The organism is Pseudomonas sp. HP_12, from assembly GCF_055283955.1.
This window is the reverse complement of record NZ_JBTOQG010000034.1, coordinates 1-23,055: the sequence shown is the minus strand read 5'-3', so window position 1 is coordinate 23,055 and position 23,055 is coordinate 1. Positions and strand designations below refer to the sequence as shown.

The 23,055-nt window shown below is 61.9% G+C and carries 14 protein-coding genes; 6 read left to right on the top strand and 8 right to left on the bottom strand.

Annotated features, from left to right (window positions below; translation table 11 throughout):
- Positions 1-43: 43 nt before the first annotated feature.
- Positions 44-628 (bottom strand): NADPH:quinone oxidoreductase MdaB, encoded by a 585-nt coding sequence (gene mdaB / locus ACYASU_RS18715; RefSeq protein WP_463583674.1) that lies wholly within the window; start codon positions 626-628, stop codon positions 44-46.
- A 213-nt stretch (positions 629-841) separates the two neighbouring features.
- Positions 842-1,606 carry a sulfite exporter TauE/SafE family protein gene (locus tag ACYASU_RS18710; RefSeq protein ID WP_463583673.1) on the bottom strand — a complete coding sequence of 255 codons (765 nt, stop codon included), beginning with the start codon at positions 1,604-1,606 and terminating at the stop codon, positions 842-844.
- Positions 1,607-1,866: 260 nt separating this feature from the next.
- Here ACYASU_RS18710 and argH point away from each other — a divergent pair, with 260 nt between their 5' ends.
- Complete coding sequence (argH, locus tag ACYASU_RS18705) at positions 1,867-3,294, top strand: argininosuccinate lyase (RefSeq protein WP_463583672.1); 1,428 nt, start codon at positions 1,867-1,869, stop codon at positions 3,292-3,294.
- Between the two features lie 199 nt (positions 3,295-3,493).
- Here the strand turns inward: argH and mmsB are convergent, their stop codons facing one another.
- The 3 genes from mmsB to ACYASU_RS18690 form a co-directional block, all read right to left on the bottom strand.
- Positions 3,494-4,384, bottom strand: coding sequence for a 3-hydroxyisobutyrate dehydrogenase (mmsB, locus tag ACYASU_RS18700; RefSeq protein WP_192170653.1), 891 nt, complete (start codon positions 4,382-4,384; stop codon positions 3,494-3,496).
- A 150-nt stretch (positions 4,385-4,534) separates the two neighbouring features.
- Positions 4,535-6,061 carry a CoA-acylating methylmalonate-semialdehyde dehydrogenase gene (locus ACYASU_RS18695; RefSeq protein WP_463583671.1) on the bottom strand — a complete coding sequence of 509 codons (1,527 nt, stop codon included), beginning with the start codon at positions 6,059-6,061 and terminating at the stop codon, positions 4,535-4,537.
- A gap of 57 nt (positions 6,062-6,118) precedes the next feature.
- A complete protein-coding gene (locus ACYASU_RS18690; protein WP_463583670.1) occupies positions 6,119-7,447 on the bottom strand; it encodes an MFS transporter in 1,329 nt (442 codons plus the stop codon).
- A gap of 186 nt (positions 7,448-7,633) precedes the next feature.
- On the opposite strand from ACYASU_RS18690, the gene ACYASU_RS18685 reads away from it, so the two are divergent.
- The 5 genes from ACYASU_RS18685 (at position 7,634) to ACYASU_RS18665 (ending at position 13,534) form a co-directional block, all read left to right on the top strand.
- Positions 7,634-8,581 carry a LysR family transcriptional regulator gene (locus ACYASU_RS18685; RefSeq protein WP_463583669.1) on the top strand — a complete coding sequence of 316 codons (948 nt, stop codon included), beginning with the start codon at positions 7,634-7,636 and terminating at the stop codon, positions 8,579-8,581.
- A 413-nt stretch (positions 8,582-8,994) separates the two neighbouring features.
- Positions 8,995-9,846 carry a sugar phosphate isomerase/epimerase family protein gene (locus ACYASU_RS18680; RefSeq protein WP_463583668.1) on the top strand — a complete coding sequence of 284 codons (852 nt, stop codon included), beginning with the start codon at positions 8,995-8,997 and terminating at the stop codon, positions 9,844-9,846.
- Positions 9,847-9,859: 13 nt separating this feature from the next.
- Positions 9,860-10,924 (top strand): isopenicillin N synthase family dioxygenase, encoded by a 1,065-nt coding sequence (locus ACYASU_RS18675; protein ID WP_463583667.1) that lies wholly within the window; start codon positions 9,860-9,862, stop codon positions 10,922-10,924.
- A gap of 74 nt (positions 10,925-10,998) precedes the next feature.
- A complete protein-coding gene (locus ACYASU_RS18670) occupies positions 10,999-11,817 on the top strand; it encodes an ABC transporter substrate-binding protein (protein WP_463583666.1) in 819 nt (272 codons plus the stop codon).
- A 166-nt stretch (positions 11,818-11,983) separates the two neighbouring features.
- Positions 11,984-13,534 carry an amino acid ABC transporter permease/ATP-binding protein gene (locus ACYASU_RS18665; RefSeq protein WP_463583665.1) on the top strand — a complete coding sequence of 517 codons (1,551 nt, stop codon included), beginning with the start codon at positions 11,984-11,986 and terminating at the stop codon, positions 13,532-13,534.
- A 3-nt stretch (positions 13,535-13,537) separates the two neighbouring features.
- On the opposite strand, the gene recD is transcribed toward ACYASU_RS18665, so the two are convergent.
- From recD to recC, 3 genes are read right to left on the bottom strand one after another with little or no spacing between them, the layout of a single operon-like run.
- Complete coding sequence (gene recD, locus ACYASU_RS18660) at positions 13,538-15,625, bottom strand: exodeoxyribonuclease V subunit alpha (protein WP_463583664.1); 2,088 nt, start codon at positions 15,623-15,625, stop codon at positions 13,538-13,540.
- Entirely contained in the window at positions 15,622-19,320 is a 3,699-nt protein-coding gene (gene recB, locus ACYASU_RS18655; RefSeq protein ID WP_463583663.1) for an exodeoxyribonuclease V subunit beta, read from the bottom strand. The genes recD and recB overlap by 4 nt, the downstream gene beginning before the upstream one ends.
- The gene (recC, locus tag ACYASU_RS18650) at positions 19,317-22,802 is read right to left on the bottom strand and encodes an exodeoxyribonuclease V subunit gamma (RefSeq protein WP_463583662.1); all 3,486 of its coding nucleotides are present in this window, start codon (positions 22,800-22,802) and stop codon (positions 19,317-19,319) included. The genes recB and recC overlap by 4 nt, the downstream gene beginning before the upstream one ends.
- Between the last annotated feature and the right edge of the window lie 253 nt (positions 22,803-23,055).

Below are 23,055 nucleotides of genomic sequence, written 5' to 3'. Positions count from 1 at the left end.
CCGTGAGCTTGAAGCTTGAAGCTTGTAGCTCGCTTCTCGCGTCTCAGATCCCGAACACCGAGGCCAGATGCGCCTCGTACCGCTCCACGTCTGCTTCCACATTCGGCATCTTCATCACGTCCACCGCCAGGAAGGTCGGCAGGCCGGTCATGCCCAAGAATTGGTTGGCCTTGTGGAAGGGGAAGTACACGGCATCCACGCCCTTGGCTTCGAAGAAGTCGGCCGGGTCGTCGAACGCTTGCTGCGGCGCATTCCAGGTGGCCGAAATCATGTATTGCTTGCCGTGCAGCAAGCCGCCGCTGCCATAACGCTGGGAGGCATCGGAACGGGTGCGACCGTCGTTGGCGTACAGGCTGCAGTGACCTTCGGTGAACACTTCGTCGATGTACTTTTTCACCGTCCACGGCGCCCCCATCCACCAGCCCGGCATCTGCCAGATAATCACGTCAGCCCAGAGAAACTTCTGCACTTCTTCGGCCACGTCGTAGCCGCCGTCGATGAAGGTCTGTCGTACTTCAAAACCGGCACGGTCCAGCAGCACCAAGCCGGCTTCATGCAGCGTGGTGTTGTAGCGGCCGTCGGAGTGCGCGAATTGTTTGCCGCCGTTGAGAAACAATACTTTTTTCATATCAAGCCTCGTCCGTCGTCAATGCAGCCCGCGGCTCTGCGGTACTGGATTGAGGGTCTTCAATTGGAATGGACGGCAGAATATCTGGCGGACGAGACGGGAATAAGCCACAGACGGGCAAAATACATTTGCGCCTGAATCACGAGTCAGGCGGCTATTGATGAATTTATGTTGATAGAACGGCAGCGTGAATCCGAGCCGAACGCCGCGTAATCAGCCTGCGATCATCAGGTGCGCGCCCAGCAGGGCCATGCCGATAAAGAACAGCCGCTTGAACACCAGAGCGCTGATGCGTTGACGCAGCCACTGCCCGAACATCATCCCGAACAACGCGGGAATCAGCGCCAGCAACGAGGCGCCCATTTCAGCGCTGCCCACTGCGCCGTTCCAGAACAGACCCACACCCAATGCCAGGGTCGAGACAGTGAACGACAGCCCCAGCGCCTGCACCAGTTCATTACGATCCAGCCCCAGGCCCTGAATGTAGGGCACCGCCGGAATGACGAAAACGCCGGTGGCCGAGGTGACCAGGCCGGTAATAAATCCGCACAACGGCCCGAGCCAGCGCTCGGCAGCGGGCGGCACGTTGAGCGTCGGCAGAAACAAGCCGCACAGCGCGTAGACAAACAGCGCGCCGCCCAGCGCCCTCGCCATGCCGTGCCCGTTGCCGAGGCCCAGTGCGTATGAGCCGAGCAGCGTGCCGATGACGATCATCAACAGCAGCGGCCACAACCGCGTACAGAGTCCTCGCAAATGCCCGCCGGTTGCCAACTGCCAGAAGTTGGTCAGCGTCGAGGGAATCAGCAGCAGCGCGGCCGCCTGGGTCGGCAGCATCATCGCGCCGAGCAAGCCCATCGCAACCGTCGGCAACCCCATGCCGATGACGCCCTTGACCGTCCCCGCCAGCAGGAACGTCAGCATCACCAGCACTGACAAGGTCCAGCCAAGGTGTTGATAAAGCGATAGGAAACCAGTCATGGGCGCATCCTGCGAAAAGGTCGACGAGGGGAAACATCGGGCGTTGCAATCGGCGCCACTTCAACACATTCGGGCACCTGAGGTAACAGAAAAATAGTCGGCACCACGTATCTGAATAGCGATTTGCTGACGCAGCTTTCCATTTCTGCCAACCCGACTTGCCATTTGTAACGTTTCACCGGCAGCCGGTTTTTCCTAGGATCCCCTGACGTCGCCGACGCCTGGCTCGCCAGCAATCACGTGTTTGAGGGGGAATGCATATGTCCGATGCAACTGAGCGTCTGTGGGGCGCGCGCTTCAAGTCAGCGCCGGCTGAAGCGATGGCCAACCTGTCACGCTCGCCCGCCGTCTATTTCCGCATGACGCCCTATGACGTTGCGGGTTCGAAAGCCCACGCCCACGAGCTTGAGCGCGCCGGCTTGCTGGATGCCGACGAAACGCGGCGCATCATCGACGCGCTGCAATCGATCGACGAGGACTTCGCCGCTGGCACGATTCAGCCCATCCCCGCCGACGAGGACGTGCACACCTTCATCGAGCGCCTGCTCACCGAACGCCTTGGCGCACTGGGCGGCAAGCTTCGCGCCGGGCGCTCGCGCAACGATCAGACGGCCAATGACATGCGGCTGTTTTTGCGTGACCGCATTCGCGTGCTGTCCCTGTCGATTCTCGATCTCCAGCAGGCACTGGTCAGCCAGGCCGAAGCGCATATCGAGACTATCGCGCCCGGTTTCACTCACTTGCAGCAAGCCCAGCCGATTGTCTTCGGCCACCATTTGATGGCCCACGCCCAGGCAATTCATCGTGACATCCAGCGCCTGCAGGATTGGGATGAGCGCTTCAATCTGTCGCCCCTCGGCGCCGCCGCCATGGCCGGTTCCGCCATCGCCCGCGACCCGCAACGTTCGGCGGCGGAAATGGGCTACGCCGGGCCGTGCGAGAACTCCATCGACGCCGTCGCCAGCCGCGATCACGTGGCCGAGTTTCTGTTCTGCGCGAGCATGCTGGGTATCAATATTTCGCGCATGGCCGAGGAGTTCTGCATCTGGACATCGCGGCAGTTTCGCTGGATCGAGCTGGACGATGCCTACGCCACGGGCAGCTCGATCATGCCGCAGAAAAAGAACCCGGACATCGCCGAACTGGCCCGGGGCAAATCCGGCCGTTTGATCGGTTCGCTGACGGCGATTCTGTCGGTGCTCAAGGCGCAGCCGCTGTCGTATAACCGGGATTTGAGCGAAGACAAACACGCCATTTTCGACGCGCTGGATACGCTGAATCTGGTGTTACCCGCCTTCGCCGGCATGGTTCGAACCATGAAGGTGCGCAAGGACGAATTGCTGCGGCAGGCACCTTTGGGGTTCACCCTGGCGACGGAAATCGCCGACTGGCTGGCCGTTCGCGGTGTGCCGTTCAAGGAAGCCCACGAGATCACCGGGCAACTGGTGCAGCTGTGTGAGGCGCAGGACATCGGGCTGCCAGAGCTGACGCCAAAGATGCTCGCCGACACCGATCCGCGCCTGACGCCGGAGGTGTTGGAGAGCCTGACGCTTGAAGCTGCACTGGCGGCGCGCAGCGGCTGGGGCGGAACGTCGCCGGTGCGAGTGGCCGAACAGATCGCGCGGTTTAAACAGCACTTGGTGGCGCAAGAGCAGTGGGCCAAGGATTACAGCGGCCCGCGGGGTTAGTTCTCGGTGGGACTGCGTGCATTTAGTGGGACCCGCGTGCACATTGTAGGACCGGCTTTAGCCGGGAAGGCGTCGGATGTCACGCCGCGATATTGCGTTGTTGGTGCTGGCCTCTTCCCGGCTAAAGCCGGTCCCACTGACTGACCGCGTGCACATTGTGGGACCGGCTTTAGCCGGGAAGAGGCCGGGGCGTGCACCATCAGTTTTCCTTCTTGATGTAACCCTGAACCACCGCCGAGAAATCCTTGCCGCCATCACCGCGCAAACTCATCGCCTGATACAGCTGCTGCGCCAGCGCGCCCATGATCACGGGTTGGCGTGCGGCTTTGGCGGCTTCGGTTGCCAGGCCCAGGTCCTTGAGCATCAGCTCCGCGCCAAACCCTCCGGTGTAACCCCGCGACGCCGGCGCGGTTTCCACGACGCCGGGCCACGGGTTGTACATTTCCGAGCTCCAGCAGCGTCCGGTCGAGCTGTTGATGATGGTCGCCAGCACGCCGGTGTCGATGCCCAGGCTATTACCCAGCGCCATGGCTTCTGCCACACCGATCATGGAAATGCCCAAGAGCATGTTGTTGCAGATCTTGGCGATCTGCCCGGTGCCGACATCGCCGCAGTGGACGATGTTGCGGCCCATCTGCGCGAGGATCGGCTTGAGCACCGTGAAGTGCTCAAGACTCGCGCCGACCATGAACGTCAACGTCCCGGCCTGCGCGCCGCCCGTGCCGCCGGACACCGGCGCATCGCCGACCACCACACCCTGTTTCGCCGCTGCGGCCGCCACATCGCGGATGGTTTGTGGGTCGATGGTGCTGCAGTCCACCGCCGGCACCCCTGCGCTGATGCCAGCCAATACGCCGTCTTCATTCAGATAAACCGCGCGAACGTGAGCGGCTGCCGGGAGCATGGTGATGACGAGGTCGGCACCCTGAGCCGCATGTTTGGGCGACTCACTGATGCGGCTGCCCAATTCGGCCAGCTCGGCCAGCACCTGTTGATTCAGGTCGAACAAATGCAGCTGATGCCCGGCACGGATCAGGTTCCGCGCCATCGGCGCCCCCATATTGCCCAGACCGATGAATGCGATTTTCATGGTTGTTCTCCTTGTTCAGTTCCAGATCCACAGGCGACGCAAGCCCTTGTGGGAGCGAGCTTGCTCGCGAAGCGATCGTTCAGATGGCACAGCGCTGAATGACGCAACGTGATCGCGAGCAGGCCAAGGCCCGCTTAAAGCGCGTCGCACTCAACGCAAATTGATCGTCGTGTTCACCCCGTCATTCACGCTGTCGTCATCGAACCAGCGGCTGGTGACGGTCTTGGTCTGAGTGTAGAACTGCACCACCTGCTTGCCGTACGGCCCCAGATCGCCCAGCTTCGAACCGCGCGAACCGGTGAAGCTGAAGAACGGCACCGGCACGGGAATCGGGATATTGATGCCGACCTGACCCACATCGATTTCACTCTGGAATTTGCGCGCCGCCGCACCGCTCTGGGTGAACAGCCCGACGCCGTTGCCGAACGGGTTGGCATTGACCAGCGCAATGGCCTGATCCAGCGTGTCGACTTCCAGCACCACGAGCACCGGCCCGAAGATTTCCTGAGTGTAGATCTGCATCTCGGTGGTCACGCCCGTGAACAGCGTCGGCCCGACGAAGTTGCCCTCCTCAAAACCCGCCACCATGATGCCCCGCCCGTCCAGCTCAAGGGTGGCCCCTTCCTGAACGCCGCTCTCGATCAGATCAAGAATCCGCTGTTTCGCGCGCCTGGAAATCACCGGCCCGACATCGGTGCCCGGCTCGCTGCCCGCATTCACTTTGAGCTTCTGCGCCAGCGCCTTCAGATCGGGAATCCACTGCTTCGCCGCGCCAACCATCACCACTGCCGACGTCGCCATGCAGCGCTGACCCGCCGCACCAAAACCGGCGCCGACCAGTGCGTTGAGGGTCTGCTCGCGATTGGCATCGGGCAGCACAACGGCATGGTTCTTCGCGCCCATCATCGACTGCACGCGCTTGCCGTGTTTGCCCGCCAGCTCGTAAACGTGAGTGCCCACTGCCGTCGAGCCGACGAAGGACACCGCCTTGATGTCCTTGTGGGTGCAGATCCCGTCGACCACCTCTTTGCCACCGTGCACGACGTTGAGCACGCCCGCCGGCACGCCCGCCTCGACGGCCAGTTCAACCAGCAGCATGGTCGACATCGGGTCCTGCTCGGACGGCTTGAGCACGAAGGTATTGCCGCAGGCGATGGCCATGGGGAACATCCACAGCGGAATCATCGCCGGGAAGTTGAACGGCGTGATGCCTGCGCAGACGCCGATGGGCTGACGCAGCGTGTAGGTGTCCACGCCGCCGGCGACGTTTTCAGCGAATTCGCCCATCTGCAGCGTGCCGATGGAGCACGCGTGCTCAACCACTTCCAGGCCGCGGAAGATATCGCCCTCGGCGTCCGCAATCGTCTTGCCCTGTTCGGCGCTGAGCACCACGGCAATGCGTTTGGAGTGTTCCCGGATTAACGCCTGCAGCTTGAGCATGATGCGCATACGGGCGCCAATCGGCGTGTGCCGCCAGGTGGTGAATGCCTTCTGCGCAGCGGCGACGGCGGCATCGACCTCAGCGGCCGTGGCGAACGGCACGTGGGCCAGCACTTCCTGGGTGGCGGGGTTGACCACGTCGAGCCACTCGGTGGTTTGCGACTCAACCCATTCGCCGCCGATCAGCAGCTTCACGCGGGCCACGGTGGTGTTCTTTTTGTTCAGTGACACGTTCATTGCCATTGCTCCATTCAAGGCAGCGCGCCTGCTTGAGCGCGCTGAAAAAAGTCGATTTCAGGCCGCACGATGGCGAGGCGGATCGCGCTTCATCAGCGCGGTGCAGACCAGTGCCACCAGCGCCATGCCGATCAGGTAGACGATCACGTAGTGCGGACTGCCGCCGCCCATGGCCAGTAACTGCGTGGCGATCATTGGCGCAAATCCGCCGCCCAACACACCCGCCAACTGCACCGAGACAGAGATGCCGCTGTAGCGAATTTCCGCCGGGAACTGGCGAGCAAATAACAGGGATTCCGGCGCGTACAGGATCGGGAAGACCACGCCCACCGCCAGCACCATCGCCCACCACACCATCTGCGGTTCGCGGGTGCCAAGCATGGCGAAGAACGGATAGACGAAGGCGCAGAGCAGCAAAAGCCCGGCGAAATACAGACGTTTCTGACCGACCTTGTCGGACAGATGCCCACACAACGGCATCGTCACAAGAGAAAGCGCAGCGCCAGCTGTGATCGCGCTCAGCACGTCGGCACGAGGGATGAGTAACTGGTTGGCGGCGTACGCCAGGGCGAAGGTCACCGACATGTAAAACCAGGCGTTCTCGGCCGTGCGCGCGCCGATGATGGTCAGGGTTTCTCTAGGGTGCTCGCGGAACACTTTGAACAGCGGCACCTTGACGGCGATGTTGTCTTTTTTCAGCTTCTCGAAATCGGGCGACTCCGGGACTTTCAAGCGAATCAACCAGCCCACGCCCAGCAGCACAACGCTGGCCAGAAACGGAATCCGCCAGCCCCAACTGAGCATGTCGGCCTCCGGCAATTTGGCAACCATGCCCATCGCCAGCGAGGCCAGCACCAGCCCGGCGCCAACGCCGGTTTGCGGCAGGCTGCCGTAGAAACCTTTACGGCCCTCGGGCGCATGTTCGACGGCCATCAGCACCGCCCCGCCCCATTCGCCGCCGACCGCCATGCCCTGGAGAAACCGCATCGCCACCAGCAGGACCGCAGCCCAGTAGCCAATCTGTTCGTAGGTGGGAATCAGGCCGATGATGATGGTCGGAATGCCCATCAGCATCAGGGTGAACAGGAGCATGGACTTGCGCCCGATCTTGTCACCGAAATGGCCGAACACGATGCCGCCCAATGGCCGGCCGAGAAAGCCCACGGCGTAGGTGGCGAACGCCGCCAGCACACCGATGATCGGGTCCAGTGCAGGGAAGAAGATCTTGTTGAAGATCAGTGCGGCAGCCGTGCCGTAGAGGAAAAAGTCGTACCACTCGATGGTCGTGCCAGCCATGCTCGCCGCACCGGCAAGCCGGTAGGATCGGGCGTTTTTCACGGGGCTGGCATCGAGTGCGCCAGCGTCCGCCGTAATAGCGTTCTTCATAAACTCCTCCGCTTATTTATTGTTGTGCAGGGTGTTATGGCGTGTGGGATGGGGCGGTTTGTCGGGGCGTTACCTCGTTGGTTTCAGCTGCTGCAACAGGCGTTGACGGGCAGGTTGGATCCGGCCGCGCTTCGGAGTATAGATGTGCAAACTTCTAATAAGAACGCACATAAAAGCAGGTTCAACATGCAAAAAAACATCACGTCCCTGAGCGCGCTGAACTGGGATGACCTGAAGTTTTTTCTCGAAGTGGCGCGCACGCGCAAGGCCAGTTCCGCGGCCAAACGCCTCGCGGTGGACTACACAACGGTGTCGCGACGGATCAGCTCGCTGGAGACTTCACTGGGCACGTTGCTGTTCGAAAAATCCCGCAACAACGGCTTCATCCTCACCGCCGAAGGCCAGCGATTATTGGGCGCGGCCGAGTCCATCGAGAGCACGCTGCACATCGCCTGCGAGCAGGTTTCCGGCTCCGGCGTCGCACTGTCAGGGCACGTGCGCATGGGCTGCACCGAAGGCTTCGGCAGCTTCTTCATCACCCCGCAACTCAGTCACTTCACCGACACGTACCCTGCCATTTCGGTGGACATCCTGCCGCTTCCGCACTTCATCAGCCTGTCCAAGCGCGAGGCCGATATCGTCATCGCGCTGGAGCGTCCGGAGCACGGGCCTTACGTGTGCTGCAAGCTGTGCGACTACAGCCTGAGGCTCTACGCCACTCAGGAGTATCTCGACAACCACGCGCCGATCCGCAAGACCGAAGACCTCGCCGACCATCCGTTCATAAGCTATGTCGACGACCTGGCCTTCAGCTCGGAATTGCTCTACCTCAGCAACCTCCTCCCCGGCGCCCACGCCACCCTGCGCAGCACCAGCGTCATCGCCCAATACGTCGCCGCGTTGCAGGGACGAGCGCTGGCGATCCTGCCGTGCTTTCTGGCGGCACAGGATGCTCGACTGCTGCCGGTGCTGGAGAGCGAGGTGGATATCACGCGGCAGTTCTGGATGTACTGCCGGGAGGACCTGCGCAAGTTGAAGCGGATCACGTTGCTGTGGGATTACATCCGTGAGGCTACCGAGCGCAATCAGGGGTTTCTGCTGGGCAAGACGGAACGGATGACGTTTGTGGATTGAACGAAAAGTCGGCTGCAGATTGGGGTAGCGCCCAACTTGCCTGCGGATGAAACGCGATCCTGTGGGAGTGAGCTTGCTCGCGAATGCAGCAGTTCAGGCGCTGAAGATGCGGTGGACCTATTCGCGAGCAAGCTCGCTCCCATGAACGTCGCATGCCTGAAGTCTGCGCCTACCTAGCCCCTCCCGACCATAGTTCAGAAATCTCTGAACTATGCATTTGAGCTTTCCTATTCTTCCCGTTCATCGGCCGAATCTAAGATCGGCCGCAATAAAGGAGCCCGTCCAGTAGAGACACGGCCCGAAGATTGCCTTTTCTGATGTGACTGCCGCTGTACCCGCCTCGGCCTGTGCCGTGGCGAAGCCCTGTCTCGGGTCACACGTCAGCCGCTTGCTGCAATCTTTGAGGACGCTCGATGAAACTGGAAATCTTCCGCACGCTCTGGGGCTACCGCGCCAGCAAGGCCCAGGCGCTGGATGAGCTGCTGGAAGCCGGGTTCGACGGCATGGAAGCACGCCTGCCACTGACGCCTGTCGAGCGTGCGGAATTCGGTGCCTTCCTGCGCGCCAATCACGTGCCTTACATCGCCACCGTTTTCACCGCCTACGACGTCCTCCCGGAACAATCAGCGACCACCGCGGAACACCTCACCGATCTGGAACAGAAGCTCGCCTGGTCAACCGAACTGGCGCCGCGCTTCGTCAACGTGCTGGCCGGCAACGACCGTTGGCAATTGCCGCAGCAGGTGGAATTCTTCGGTCGGGCACTGGAGGTGGCGCGCAAGCACGGGCAGACCGTCACTTTCGAAACCCATCGCGCCCGCTCGCTGTTCAATCCGTGGGTCACCCTTGAGCTGATCCGCCAACTGCCCGATCTACGCTTCACCAGCGACATCAGCCACTGGATCGTCACCTGCGAGCGTTTGCTCGACGACCCGGAAGACGACCTCAGCGCGTTCATCGAGCGCGTTCATCACATTCAGGCTCGGGTCGGCTACGACCAGGGTCCGCAAGTCCCTCATCCGGCTGCCCCCGAGTACGCCCGAGAGCTGGCTTTCCATCAGCAGCACTGGGAAGCCGTGTGGACATCCCAGCAGGCCCGCGGTTATCAGGTCAGCACGATGACGCCTGAATTCGGCGCCGACGGCTATCTGCATCATCTGCCCTTCACCAATGTGCCGGTGGCCGATCTCTGGTCGCTGAACGTGGGGATGGGCCAGACCGAACGCGAACATTTCCAGCGCTTCACCCACACCACAAGCCGATAAGGAGCGTTTCGTCATGCCAGATCCGTCGCACACGGCAGTCCCGAAGGTCGCCAATTTCAGCAGCATCCCGGTGGTCGATATCGCGGGGTTGCTCAGCCCCGACATCGCACTGCGTCAGGCCGTCGCCGACGAACTGGGCAAGGCGGCGCGGGAAGTGGGCTTTCTGTACGTCAGGAATCACGGCATTGCACCGTCGTTGATCGACGGTCTGCGTCAGGCGGCCAAGGACCTGTTCGCCCAATCCCTCGATTACAAAATGCAGCACTACATCGGCACTTCACGCAGCCACAAAGGCTTCGTACCCGAGGGCGAAGAGGTGTACGCCAAGGGCAAGCCGGATCACAAAGAGGCGTTCGATATCGGTTTTGAAGTGGGCGATGACGACCCGCTGGTGATCGCCAAAACCCCGCTGATCGGCGCTAACGAGTGGCCGGACTTGCCCGGCTTTCGCCCTGCGGTTGAAGCGTATTACGCGGCGGTATTTGCCTTGGGCCGCCGCCTGTTCGACGGCTTTGCGCTGGCGCTGGGCCTGGAGGAAGGCTACTTCGAGGCGATGGTCACCCGTCCGCCGTCGAAGCTGCGACTGATTCATTACCCGTTCGACGGCGCCGCCCAAGATGCGCCCGGAATTGGTGCGCACACCGATTACGAGTGCTTCACCATGCTGCTGGCCGACAAGCCCGGGCTGGAAGTGATGAACGACCTCGGGCAGTGGATCGACGCGCCCCCGGTGGAGGGCGCGTTTGTGGTGAACATCGGCGACATGCTGGAGGTCATGACCGCTGGTACGTTCGTTGCTACGGCTCATCGGGTACGCACGGTCAGCGAGGAGCGCTATTCGTTTCCGCTGTTCTTCGCCTGCGACTTCCACACCCAGATCAAGCCCCTTCCGCAGTTCGACAAGGGCACTGCCGACTACGAAGAAATCACCATCGGCGAGCACATGTTCGGTCAGGCGTTGCAGACCTACCAATACCTGCGGCGCAAGGTCGAGAACGGCGAACTCAAGTTGTACGAAAAGGCGCGCAAGCCGTTCAGCTTCGGCCATTTGAAGAACCAGACACAGGACTCGTCGTGATGGGTTGCGTCGTCCTGCCTTACCCGAATTTTCAGCACACCCAATCCTACCTTCCTGACGTGGAGTCACCGACGATGCGCAACACTCTGAACACTGCTGTCCGCTTGACCGTGCTTGCCTCTGCCGTGCTCGGCGCATCCCTGGTTGCTGCAACCGCTGCGCAGGCTGCCACCACGGTGACGCCGGGACAGTTCAAGGTCGGCATGGAGATCACCTACCCCCCATTCGAATCCTACGACGAGAAGAAGAACGTCGTCGGTGCCGACCCTGATCTGTCGCGCCTGCTCGCCAAACACATGGACCTCAAAGCGGAGTTTGTTGACACCAAGTTCTCCAGCCTGATCCTCAGCCTCAACGCCGGGCACTACGACGCGATCATTTCGGGCATGTACATCACGCCGGAGCGCCAGACCCAGGCACAGACCATTCCCTACGCCGTAACCGGCGCGGCGATCATGGTGCTCAAGGACAGTCAGCTCAAACCCAAGGTGCCGGAAGACTTGTGTGGGCTGAAAATCGGCCTGGAAAAAGGCACCACGTGGGTCACCCAGTTCAACAAGCTCTCCACCGAATACTGCGTGCCGAAGGGCAAAGGCCCGGTCGCCGTCAGCGAATTCCCGTCGGCACCGGAAGTGACCCAGGCGCTGCTGTCAGGGAACGTGCAGGCGCAGGTAGAAATCGACGGCGCCGCCGGCATGATCGCCGAACGCACCAAGGGCCGCGTGGTGGTCAGCACCGAGCATTCGATCTATCAGCAAACGCTCGGCATCTACGTGAAGAAGGGCAATGACGAGCTGTATCAGGCGCTGCTCAAGGCCTTCGACGAGACCAAAAAATCCGGCGAATACGCGGCGCTGTTGAAGAAATACAACCTGGAAGAGCCGGCCAACTGACGGCTGGATGCTTTACCCCTTGTAGGAGTGAGCTTGCTCGCGATTGGCCGTGACAGACGATGAAGTTGTGTCGGATGTACCGAAGTCATCGCGAGCAAGCTCAGTCCTACAGGGATCGCGTTTGACAAGAGAATCCCGCCGGGCCCCGCCCTGCTGAGGTGTGTGTATGCAATTCGAATGGTCCTACTTTTTTTCTCTGTTCTCGGTCGCTGACTTCTGGGAATCCTGCATCACCGTGATCGAACTCAGCGCCCTGGGCTGGTTCATCGGCATGCTGCTGGGTTTCCTGCTGGCCTCGGCCAAGCTGTCGACGGCGCGCTGGATCAGCGTGCCGGCGTCGATTTATATCTGGTTCTTCCGCAGTGTCCCGCTGCTGGTGCTGGTGGTGTTTACCTACAACCTGCCGCAGATGTTTCCGGTCACCCGCGACGTGCTGTCCAACCCCTTCTATTCCGGCCTTCTCGCGTTGGTGGTCACGGAGGCGGCGTACATGGCGGAGATTCACCGGGGCGGCCTGATCTCCGTTGCCAAGGGCCAGAAGGAAGCGGGCCGCGCCCTGGGTGTTGGTCTGATCGGCATGCAGCGTCTGATCGTCATCCCCCAGGCATTCCGTATCTCCTTGCCGACGCTGGTGAATGAATACATCACCGTGGTGAAACTGACCTCGCTGGTGTCCGTCATTTCCCTGACCGAACTGCTGACCGTGGGCCAACGCCTCTACGCGCAAAACTTTCTGGTCATGGAAACGCTGTCGGCCGTCGCGGTGTATTACGTGATGATCGTCACGGTGTTCGGCTGGCTGTTTCACTGGCTGGAGCAGCACCTGGAGCTGAGCAATCGCAAGCCGCAGACCCTCGACGACACGGCCCTGACTAACCTGCGCGCCAGCCTCGTCGCGCAGCCTGCAGTGATGCGCGAGCAGGCCACAGGTCCGGGGGCTGCGCCGGCGCTGCAACTGGTCAACATCCACAAAAGCTACGGGCAGCATGAGGTGCTCAAGGGCATCAATCTGGAGGTGGAGGCCGGGCAGGTCATCTCCATCATCGGCCCGTCGGGCTCGGGCAAGACGTCGCTGATTCGCACGGTCAACAGCCTGGAGACCATCGACAAGGGCGAGATCATCCTGTTTGGCGAAGGCTATATTCACGCTGGCGACAACCCCAACGCGCCGCAGATCCGCCGGGGCGTGCAGCGCATCGGTATGGTGTTTCAGAACTTCAACCTGTTCCCCCACCGCACCATTCTCGACAACGTGACCCTCGCGCCGCGCTATCACGGCCGCGACCGGGACGTCAGCGAGCAACGCGCCTACGCATTGCTCGACAAGGTCGGGCTGCTGGCCCATGCGCACAAATACCCCCATCAGTTATCCGGCGGTCAGCAACAGCGCGTGGCGATTGCCCGGGCACTGGCGATGGACCCGCAGATCATGCTCTTCGACGAACCGACGTCTGCGCTGGACCCGGAGTTGGTGGGCGACGTGCTCAAGGTCATCGCCGACCTGGCGAAGGAAGGCATGACGATGCTCATCGTCACCCATGAGATGGACTTCGCCCTGTCGATTTCCGACCGGGTGATTTTCATGGAAAACGGCATCGTGCAGGTCGACGCCGCGCCGCAGACGATTCTTGCCGATCAGTGCGGCGAGCGCGTGCGCAGGTTCATGGGGCTGGATCACGCCGTGACGCAACAAACGCCTGCGCTCAAAGAAGCTTGAGCCTCACAGCCCCAACATCAACCCGCTCAGGCGCTTGACCTTGCGCCGCAGCGCTTCTTCAAACACGCCCTGACGCGGCTCGATCAGGCTGAACCAGTGCTTGGCCCGGGTGATGCCGGTGTAGATCAGCTCCTTGGTCAGCACCGGGTTCAGCGCCTCCGGCAAAATCAGCGCCGTGTGCGCGAACTCCGAGCCCTGGGATTTGTGCACCGTCATCGCGTACACCGTTTCCACGTCATTGAGCCGGCTTGGCAGCACAAAGCGCACGCCACCGCTGCCGTCGTTACGCGGGAACGCAACACGCAGCGCCTGACGGTTTTCCTCGACCGGCCCCTCGGGCAGACGCAGGGCAATGCCGATGTCGCCGTTCATCAAACCCAGCCCGTAATCGTTGCGCGTCATCAACACGGGGCGCCCCTCGTACCACTGATGATCGCTCTCGATCAGTCCGGCGCTGAACAGCGTTTCAGTGATCCGTCGATTCAACCCTTCCACGCCCCACGGCCCTTTGCGCACGGCACACAGCAGCTGGAACTCATCGAACGCATTCAGCACCTGCCGCGCCCACTCGACACTGCGCGGGTCTTCGATCTGCGTCAGGTCTTGCGGCCGCTGCGCGTGCATCACGCCCAGATAATGGCGATAGCCTTGCGGGCCATCGCCGTGACCCTCGAGCAGCAGTCGCGACAGCGCGCGGTCCTGCTCACCCTTGAGCACCAGGGAAAACAGGTCCGGGTACTGGCGAGCCGCGAGCAATGCGCGCGCTTCCTGGTCCTGCTGCTGATTGACCAGCTTCGCCAACTGACCGATGCCGCTACCCGCCACGAAACGCCGAGAGTGGCGCAGCATCACCACCTGTTGCGCCAGGGCGTGATGCTGATCGTCGCCCTGCTGCAAACCGCTTCGGGAAAGATCTTCGCCACTGACCGATTCCAGCCACGCCTGGGTCTGCGGGCTGTACATCCCCGCCTCCGCGTCGCGGCACAAATCGCCCAGCACGGCGCCAGCCTCCACTGACGCCAATTGATCCTTGTCGCCCAGCAACACCATCCGCGCATGGGGCGGCAGCGCGTCCAGCAGGTTGGCCATCATTTCCAGGTCGATCATCGAGGCTTCATCGACCACCAGGACATCCAGCGGCAACGGGTTGCCCGCGTGATGCCGGAAATGCCGCGTGCCCGGACGGCTGCCCAGCAAGCGGTGAACCGTCGTGACTTCGCTGGGGATCTTCTGCCGCACGTCTTCCGGCACTTGCAGCGACTGCACCTGATGACTGATCGACTCGGTCAGGCGTGCCGCGGCCTTGCCGGTCGGTGCCGCCAGGCGAATGCGCAACGGCTTGCCGCGCTCAACGGCTGGCGATTGCAGCAGTGCCAGCAAACGCACGACCGTGGTCGTCTTGCCCGTGCCGGGGCCGCCGGTGATGATGCTGAACGCGCCTCGGGTTGCCAGGGCGCACGCCAACTTTTGCCAGTCGATCAAGGCGTCAGGCGCATGGTTGGCCGGGCCGAACAGCGCATCCAGACGCTGGGGCAAATCGCTGAACCCCGTTTCCACCTGAGCCAGCCGGCGACGCAACGCCGCATCGATCCGCCGTTCATACGTCCAGTAACGGCGCAGGTACAGGCGCCGATCGGACAAAACCAACGGCCTCTGTGCCGCTGCTTCGCTGAGGTCCCCTGCGTGGGCCACCAGCGCGCTGGCTTCCAGCGCCTTGCACCACGTCGCGCCGTCGAGGGATTTGAGCAGCGAGGACGGCAGCAGCATCGGCGTCGACAACACATCGCCCTCCGGCGGCAGCGACAGGGCGAAGTCCGGCTCTTTCAGGGTTTCATAGAGGTCCAGACAAACGTGCCCGTGGCCCAACTGGTGGCTGGTCAGCGTGGCCGCCAACAGCACCAGCGAATCGGCGGCAGGATCGAGCTCAGCCAGAAACGCCACGAAGGCTTTGTCCAGCGCGCGCAACCAGCCGCGTTCGACCCAGCGCTGCAGCAACAGCAGCAGGTCATCCACCCGGCTGAGGGGCTTCAGCTCGGCGAGGCTGTCGGCGTCCAGCGCCGAGGGCATCAAGTGAGCGAAGGTCCGGTTCATACGAGGTCTCCTGACAGCACGTCGGCCGTGATCGGCGCTCGGCCCTGAAACAGCAGATCGAGACTTTCGATCAACTCACGGGGCGGTCGGGTGAACCACGCACCCTGACTCGCCCCACGACTGCCACGCACGAACAGGTACACCGCGCCGCCCATGTGCCGGTCGTAATCGTAATCGGCGAGCCGCGCCTTGAGCTGACGATGCAACGCCAGCAGATAGAGCACGTATTGCAGGTCGTAACGGTTGTCCAGAATCGAGTTTTCCATCGCCTGCTCGGTGTAGGCATCGTCGTCGACGCCCAGCCAGTTGGATTTGTAATCGGCAACGAAGTAACGGCCTTCGTGCTCGAACGTCAGGTCGATGAAGCCCTTGAACATGCCGTTCAGCGAAACCGTTTCTGCCGCCGCCCTCGGCGCACCGTTGTGGGTGTATCGGCGAACCAGCGCGTCCATCTGCGCCACATCGACTTTCGAGCAGGCGAACCAGAACTCCATTTCGACGCGGTACTGGTTAGGCTGATCCAGCTCATACAAGGCCATGGGCTGCACCTCTGTGCCCAGACGCAGCGGCAGGGTCAGCAGATGCTGCAGCCAGTCGGTCAGCGTGTTGATCCAGCCTTTCCAGTCGCGCCTATTGCAGCGTTGGGCGACAACTTTCTCCAGCGCAAGCGGATCGGCAGCCGCCTCGGCAAAGCCCTTTTCGCCCGCCCATTCCAACAGCCCGTGCAGGAAGGTGCCGGGGTTGGGGCCACGCGGGAATCGGTGGATATCGCCGCCGCTGACCATGACCTCGCGCGGCGCATCCGGATCGAGACGCTCATCGTCGAACAGCTTCTGCGCTTGCGGACTGTCCGGCGACTGATCGCCGCTGTCAGTGATGGTGTCGCCAATGCGCAGCGCGCTGTAGGACGCAATCCACCAGTTCTCCCGAGCGCTGCGCCGGGGCACGCGCGGCTTGCTCAATGCGACCTCGTTGCGAGGCGCGCTGAAGGATTCGGTGGTCGGCAGTGGAACGGGTTCAACTTTCACGGCCGGGTGGTCCTCTGCCAGCGATCGCAGCCATTGGCCCAATGCCACTGACTCAGCAAGCTTCTGCCCGCCGCCGAGCAAATAACCCAGGGCCGAACGATGGAGTATCGAGGCGCTGTTGCTGCCGCGTTTGAGATCGGCAACGCCCAGCCAGCACGCGTGTTGAGCGCGGGTCAGGGCCACGTAAAGCAGACGCAGGTCTTCCGCCAGACGCTCGTCATCCGCTTGTTCGATCAGCGCCGGCGTGGGTTTGAGACTGATCTGCGCGTGGCCTTCGGCGTCGTGGAAGTGCAGCGGCAGACGGCTGCCATCCACCGGCTTCGTCGAGCAGATGAAGGGCAGAAACACCAGCGGGTATTCCAGGCCTTTGGATTTGTGAATGGTCACGACCTTGACCAGTTGCTCATCGCTTTCGAGGCGCAGGATCTGCTCTTCCCCCGCTTGGCCGGACAGGGCCAGATGCTCGCTCAGATGACGAATCAAGGCCTGCTCGCCATCCAGCTCGGCGGCGGCCTGCTGCATCAGTTCGCTGAGGTGCAGCAGGTTGGTCAGCACTCGCTCGCCATCGGTGCGCTGTACCAGCGCCTGCGGCAGTTTGAAGTCGTGCAGCAGCCGACGCAGCATGGGCAGCACGCCTTGGGTGCGCCAGATGCGTCGGTAATCGCGGAACTGCATGACGCGGTTTTCCCACGCCAGCTCGTCCTGATTCAACAACTCGAGTTCGGCCAGCGGCAACGCCAGGGTGATGCAGGCCAAGGCCGCGCGCAGGGTTCGCTCAGCGTCAGGCTCGGCGCAGGCCTTGAGCCAGGCGAGCAAGTCATGGGCCTCCTGCGCGGCGAACACCGAGTCCTTGTCCGAGAGATACACACTGCGCACGCCCCGCGCCGACAACTCGCCACGCACCGCCTGGGCTTCCTTGCCATCACGCACCAGAATTGCGATGTCGGCGGGCAGCAGTTGTCTCAATGGCTCTCCAGCTTTGGCAAAGCCCGCTTGCCCTTGTTGCCCGGCGTTGAGCAAACGCACGATCTCACTGGCGCAACTCGCCGCAAGTTGCGCTCGATACACCGTGCCCGACACTGGCTGATCGGTTTCCAGCTGCCAGACGTTGAGCGCCGCAAGCACCTGACCGTCGACTTGCAACGTCTCTTTACGGCCCTGGGAGCCGACTGCCAGAAACGGCACGGGATTGTCCTCGGGCGTGCGGAACAGGAACGCCCCGCGACCGGCCTCGCTCGTCTCCGCGCGCGTGAACACGTGGTTCACCGCATCGACCATCGCGTGGCTGGAGCGGAAGTTGGTGCCCAGCGTGTGCAAGCGTCCAGTGGTGGCCTGACGGGCGCGCAGGTAGGTATAGATGTCCGCGCCGCGAAAGGCGTAGATCGCCTGCTTCGGGTCGCCGATGAGAAACAGGCCGGTGCTCTCGTCGTTGGCCTCAAGCCGGTAGATGCTGTCGAAAATGCGGTACTGGACGGGATCGGTGTCTTGAAACTCATCGATCAACGCAACGGGAAACTGCTCGCGGATCAGGGTCGCCAGGCGCTCGCCACCGCTGCCGCGCAACGCAGCGTCCAGCCGCAGCAGCATGTCGTCGAAACCCATTTCAGCGCGGCGACGCTTCTCTTCTTCAAAGCGGGCGCCGACCCATTGCGCGGCGTGTTCGAGCACCGCTGCATCGGGCGTTGGCAGCGTGTCCAGCGCCACCTTGAGCTCGACCATCGCCTCGAACGCGGGGTGCGACGGGGGATTGTTCTTCCACGCTTCGGCAATGCCGTCGGGCGTTAGCCGGGTGAAACCGGTGCCGAGGTCGAGTTGCTCTTGCTCGTCGTCATTGGCCCAGGCAATCAGCTTGTCGAACCACGGGCGGAAGTAGCGCTCCTGCATCTTGCGGCCATCGACCACTTTGCACGCAACGCCGTCGATGCAGATCGCATGCAGATCCGCGGCCCAGTTGGCCCATGGCGCCTTGAGCTGGCGGAGGGTTTCGCGGCGCTCCTGAATCGACTGCTCGATGATCTGCGTCGGGGTTTGCGTCACGCTCGCCCGCTCGCTGCCGAACAACGCGCGCACCCTTGGCAGTAGCGCCGCGGGTCCGCCCCAGTTCTCGCGCACCCATAGCAGCGCGTCGCCGGTCATGGGGTAACAGAACTTGCGCCAGTAATCGCGCAGCACTTCGCTCAGCAAATCGGTGTGATCGGTTTCCAGGCTCTGGGTGAACAGGCTGCCGCTGTCGAAGGCGTGCTCGCGCAGCATGCGCTGGCACCAGCTGTGAATGGTCGAGACCGCCGCCTCGTCCATCCACTGCGCTGCGATGTCGAGACGGCTGGCGCAGCCGGGCCATTGCTCAGTGGCGAACTCGTCCCGCAAGCCAGCGATCAACGCGTCCGGCGCTTCGATTTCTTCACGAAAGAACCGCGCGGCTTCGGCCAGTCGCGTGCGAATACGGTCGCGCAGTTCCTTGGTCGCTGCGTCGGTAAATGTCACCACCAGAATCTGCGGCGGTAACAGCTCTCGGCCGAAGCCAGAAATCTCGCTGCCGTGACCCAATACCAGACGCAGGTACAGCGCCGAGATGGTGAACGTCTTGCCGGTGCCGGCGCTGGCTTCAATCAGCTGGCTGCCTCTCAGCGGGAAGCGCAGCGCCAGAGGTTGTTGTGCGTCACTCATGCGCCGGCCTCCTCACGAGAAAGTGCCTGCCAAGGCGCTTCAAAAATCGGTTTGTACAGCGCCTCGCACCAACCCACGAATTCCTCGCTGCCCAGCAACGCATCAAAGTCCGGGAACTGGCGCGCCAGGGCAGTGCTCTCGGCACGCTCGCCCTTGCTGTTCTGACCATCGCCTTCATAGGCCTTGCGCGCGGCGGCTTCGGCTTTGATTTCATCGTTCTGGCCTAGCCAGGCAAACGCCGTCTTCACCGCAATCGGAAGCGGTCGCTGCATGCCTTGATGCCAGGCCAGCAGCAGGTCATTCAGCGTGCGCGTGGCAGTGTCCTTGTCCAGCGGCGGCAGCAAGAGCGTCTCGTCACTGGCCACCAGCGCGGTGGTCAACGGCAGATCGCACGCGCAGGCCACCAGATGGTTCACCCAAGGCTTGGTCAGGCGATGCCACTTGCGTGTCTTCTTGCTGGCGATGGCATTGGGGATAGCTGTGATCGCGAGTAACTCGTTCTGAGGATTCTGATAAAGCCCGTCGACCCAGCCATCAAGCTCGACGCCCTGATGCTGATAACTGACCGGCAACGCGCTGTGCAGCCGCACCGGCCAGCGAATCAGCAATTCGTGATAGCGGGCGACGAGGTCGGGTAGCGGTTCGATCAGTTCATCCTGCAGCAACGTGCCAAACCCAGCCATCGGCAGCAAGCCGCTGCCCTGCAAGCGCGTTGCCTGAGCATGGAGCGATTCCTGAATGTCCTCGGGATCTGTGAGCGCCGCTTGCAACAGACTGTCGCTGAGGCCATAGCGCTCGAGCGCGTCGAGTACGAACGGCTCCTCGTCCGCCAATGGCGCTTCGGCGACTTCAAAGAATATCTTCAAGCGCTGACTGAAGAAGTGCTTCACCGGATTGCGCAGAAAATCCTGCAACTGCATCAGGCTAAGCGGCTCTTCCTGCTGGTGCTTTTGCAGCGCTTTTATTTCGCCTGCTTCGGTGAGGGCTTCGTGCAGCACTTGCCACTCGCGGGCAAAGCTGAAGAACTCCGGGTTCTCCTGGAAGTATTTGGCGCTGAAAGGCTGCAGCGGATGTTCGACGGTAAGTTTGTGCAGCAACTGCTGGCCCGGATCACGCTTTTTATCGTCCTCGGGCTCGATGGCATCGGCCAGCCGCCAACCGCTGGACAGATGATCGCGCAGCTGCCCGATGAGCACCGAAGCCGGCCGCTCGGAGTTGTCGCGAATACTGCGCCCCACCCAGCTGATGTACAGCTGATCACGGGCGGACAACACCGCTTCCAACAGCAGATAACGATCATCCTCACGCCTGGAACGGTCGCCGGGACGGTAATCGCTGCCCATCAGATCGAAATCCAGCGGCGGCTGCGCGCGTGGGTAATCGCCATCGTTCATACCCAGCAGGCAGACGATTTTGAATGGAATGGCGCGCATCGGCATCAGCGTGCAGAAGTTGACCGATCCGGCCAGAAAGCGTTGGGACAACCGCCCTTGATCAAGCCCGGCCAGCCAGGCTTCACGCACGACCGTCAACGGCAAGTCTTCTTCCAGGCCAACGGTCTCGCAGGTCTGCAGCCAGGTTTCACGCAGGGTTTCCAGCTGACTGAGCAGGTAGTCGTCGTGCTCACTGTCGGCCATGAAGAACAGCTGCATGATCGCCTGAAGACGCGCGCCCCACATCGCGGGCGTCGCGGGTTGGGAGAGTTCGTTGTGCGCGACCTGAAGCGCGTCGATCAGGGACACCAACGGGCCAATAAGAGCCGCATCGAGCCCGCCGATTTCGTCATACGGCTGAATGCCGTCATAAGCCGCACCCGCCCCAACGGCGTACCCCAGCAACATGCGACGCAGACCGAAATGCCAGCTGTTCTGCTCAAGCTGTTCCGGTAGCCCCAGTCCTTCACGCTGCTTCGCATTGAGCCCCCATCGCACACCTGCTCCCTCAATCCAGCGGTGCAGGGTTGGCAGGTCTCGCTCATCAATGCCGAACCGCGCTCGTAACGCGGGGACGTCCAGCAGATCAAGGATTTCACTGACCGGGAATCGACTGTCCGGAATCTTCAGCAAATGCTCGACGGCGATCAGCAACGGATCACGGCCACGCTGGCCCTGATCGGCGAGGGTAAAGGGGATAAAGCGGCGATCGTCGCGATCCAGTTGGCCAAACACTGCGCGAATGTGAGGGGCGTAGCTGTCAATGTCTGGGACCATGACGATGACGTCCCGCGGACGAAGGTCCGGATCCTTGCTGAAGCGCGCGAGCAGTTGGTCGTGGAGCACCTCCACTTCGCGCTGGGCGCTGTGGGCGACATGAAAGCGAATGGAGCGGTCGGTCTTGATATCCACGGGCGGCCAGACTTCGCGGGTCTCGCTCAAGGGGCGCAGCTCGAGGATATCGTCCTGGAGTTGATTCAGGAGCGTCTTGGGCTCGCTCTCGCTGAACAGGTCGATGCGCCCGTCGCGAAAGATCGAGCGATAGCTGTTCGGGTCGTCATGACTGTCGAGCAGATTGATGTAGTCACGACCCTGCTTGCCCCACGCAGCCAGCAACGGGTGAGCGTGCTGGTGCAGCGCATCAGGGTTCAGCACCACCGGCATGCCGGGTTTTCGCGATTGGCGTTTGTATTCGTGGCGCAGGAGATCCTTGTCAGCCACGATGTCTGCCCAGTGATGGCGGCAAGGATTGTGAACGCAGAGCAGGACCTGACTGAAACGGGCTAGCCCGGCAAGCGCTTCTAATGCCTGGGCGGGCAATGAGGAAATACCGAAAACGATCACCCGCGCCGGCAAACCGGCCGGTGCCTCGACCAGGCTATTGATGCGTTCGATGTAACGTTGATGCACGCCCGCCCGGCTCTGAGCCATCCCCTCTGCCCCGACATCATGGAGCAGCGCACGCCACAGTTCGGCCTGCCAGCAGTTCTCTGCTTTGAGCGGCTTTGCCTCTCCCCGCCCGGTCCTGAGTTGATGCTTGCCCGCGGCCCAATCCTCCAGCCAGTCGGCGCGATACACCTGATATTGATCGAACAGGTCAGCGAGTCGTTCTGACAACTGGTAGCGCTTGCGCAGGTCGGTGTCGGCGGTCAGGAATCGCTGCAGCGGCTCGAAGTGTGGCTGATTGATCAAGCCGGGGAGCAGTCGCATCAATCGCCAGGTCAGGGGCGCTTTATCGAGCAACGAGGTTTCCGGAATCTCGGCCTTGCCCAACACCGCACGGTAAAGCTGCCACATGAAACTGCCAGGGAGCTGCACATCGATCGCAGCGGCAATGCCGCAACCACCTTGATCATCGTCCTGTGCATCTTCTGCCAAAGCGAGCTTCAGCCACTGCGCAATGCCGTTGCTTTGAACCAGCGCTACTTCGTTCTCAAGCGGAGTCAGGGGATAACGCCGCATCCAGGACACCACAAGGCCACGCAGTTCATCCAGGCGATTCCCATGGACCACCATAAATCCGGGGTTGAGATTGGATGTCACCGGCATAGCTGCGTCCCTTGGTCTTTCAAAAGAGGGAGAAGACTAACAGAGGGGGAGGATTCGTTATCGGTCGATCTTGTCAGGGCGACTGACAACTGCGCTCATCCGCTGTTTAGGTATGAGGATGACTGCCCGATTTTTTGCGCGAAAAAACAAAACCCCATCTGCTTTCGCAAATGGGGTTTCGGAATTTAATCTTGACGATGACCTACTCTCACATGGGGAAACCCCACACTACCATCGGCGATGCATCGTTTCA

Coding starts and splice junctions, on each gene's coding strand:
- ACYASU_RS18690 (WP_463583670.1), bottom strand. CDS start 7,447: ATGAAGAACGCTATTACGGCGGACGCTGGCGCACTCGATGCCAGCCCC.
- ACYASU_RS18670 (WP_463583666.1), top strand. CDS start 10,999: ATGCGCAACACTCTGAACACTGCTGTCCGCTTGACCGTGCTTGCCTCT.
- ACYASU_RS18695 (WP_463583671.1), bottom strand. CDS start 6,061: ATGAACGTGTCACTGAACAAAAAGAACACCACCGTGGCCCGCGTGAAG.
- ACYASU_RS18710 (WP_463583673.1), bottom strand. CDS start 1,606: ATGACTGGTTTCCTATCGCTTTATCAACACCTTGGCTGGACCTTGTCA.
- mdaB (WP_463583674.1), bottom strand. CDS start 628: ATGAAAAAAGTATTGTTTCTCAACGGCGGCAAACAATTCGCGCACTCC.
- argH (WP_463583672.1), top strand. CDS start 1,867: ATGTCCGATGCAACTGAGCGTCTGTGGGGCGCGCGCTTCAAGTCAGCG.
- recC (WP_463583662.1), bottom strand. CDS start 22,802: ATGCCGGTGACATCCAATCTCAACCCCGGATTTATGGTGGTCCATGGG.
- recB (WP_463583663.1), bottom strand. CDS start 19,320: ATGAGTGACGCACAACAACCTCTGGCGCTGCGCTTCCCGCTGAGAGGC.
- ACYASU_RS18680 (WP_463583668.1), top strand. CDS start 8,995: ATGAAACTGGAAATCTTCCGCACGCTCTGGGGCTACCGCGCCAGCAAG.
- ACYASU_RS18665 (WP_463583665.1), top strand. CDS start 11,984: ATGCAATTCGAATGGTCCTACTTTTTTTCTCTGTTCTCGGTCGCTGAC.
- ACYASU_RS18675 (WP_463583667.1), top strand. CDS start 9,860: ATGCCAGATCCGTCGCACACGGCAGTCCCGAAGGTCGCCAATTTCAGC.
- ACYASU_RS18685 (WP_463583669.1), top strand. CDS start 7,634: ATGCAAAAAAACATCACGTCCCTGAGCGCGCTGAACTGGGATGACCTG.
- mmsB (WP_192170653.1), bottom strand. CDS start 4,384: ATGAAAATCGCATTCATCGGTCTGGGCAATATGGGGGCGCCGATGGCG.
- recD (WP_463583664.1), bottom strand. CDS start 15,625: ATGAACCGGACCTTCGCTCACTTGATGCCCTCGGCGCTGGACGCCGAC.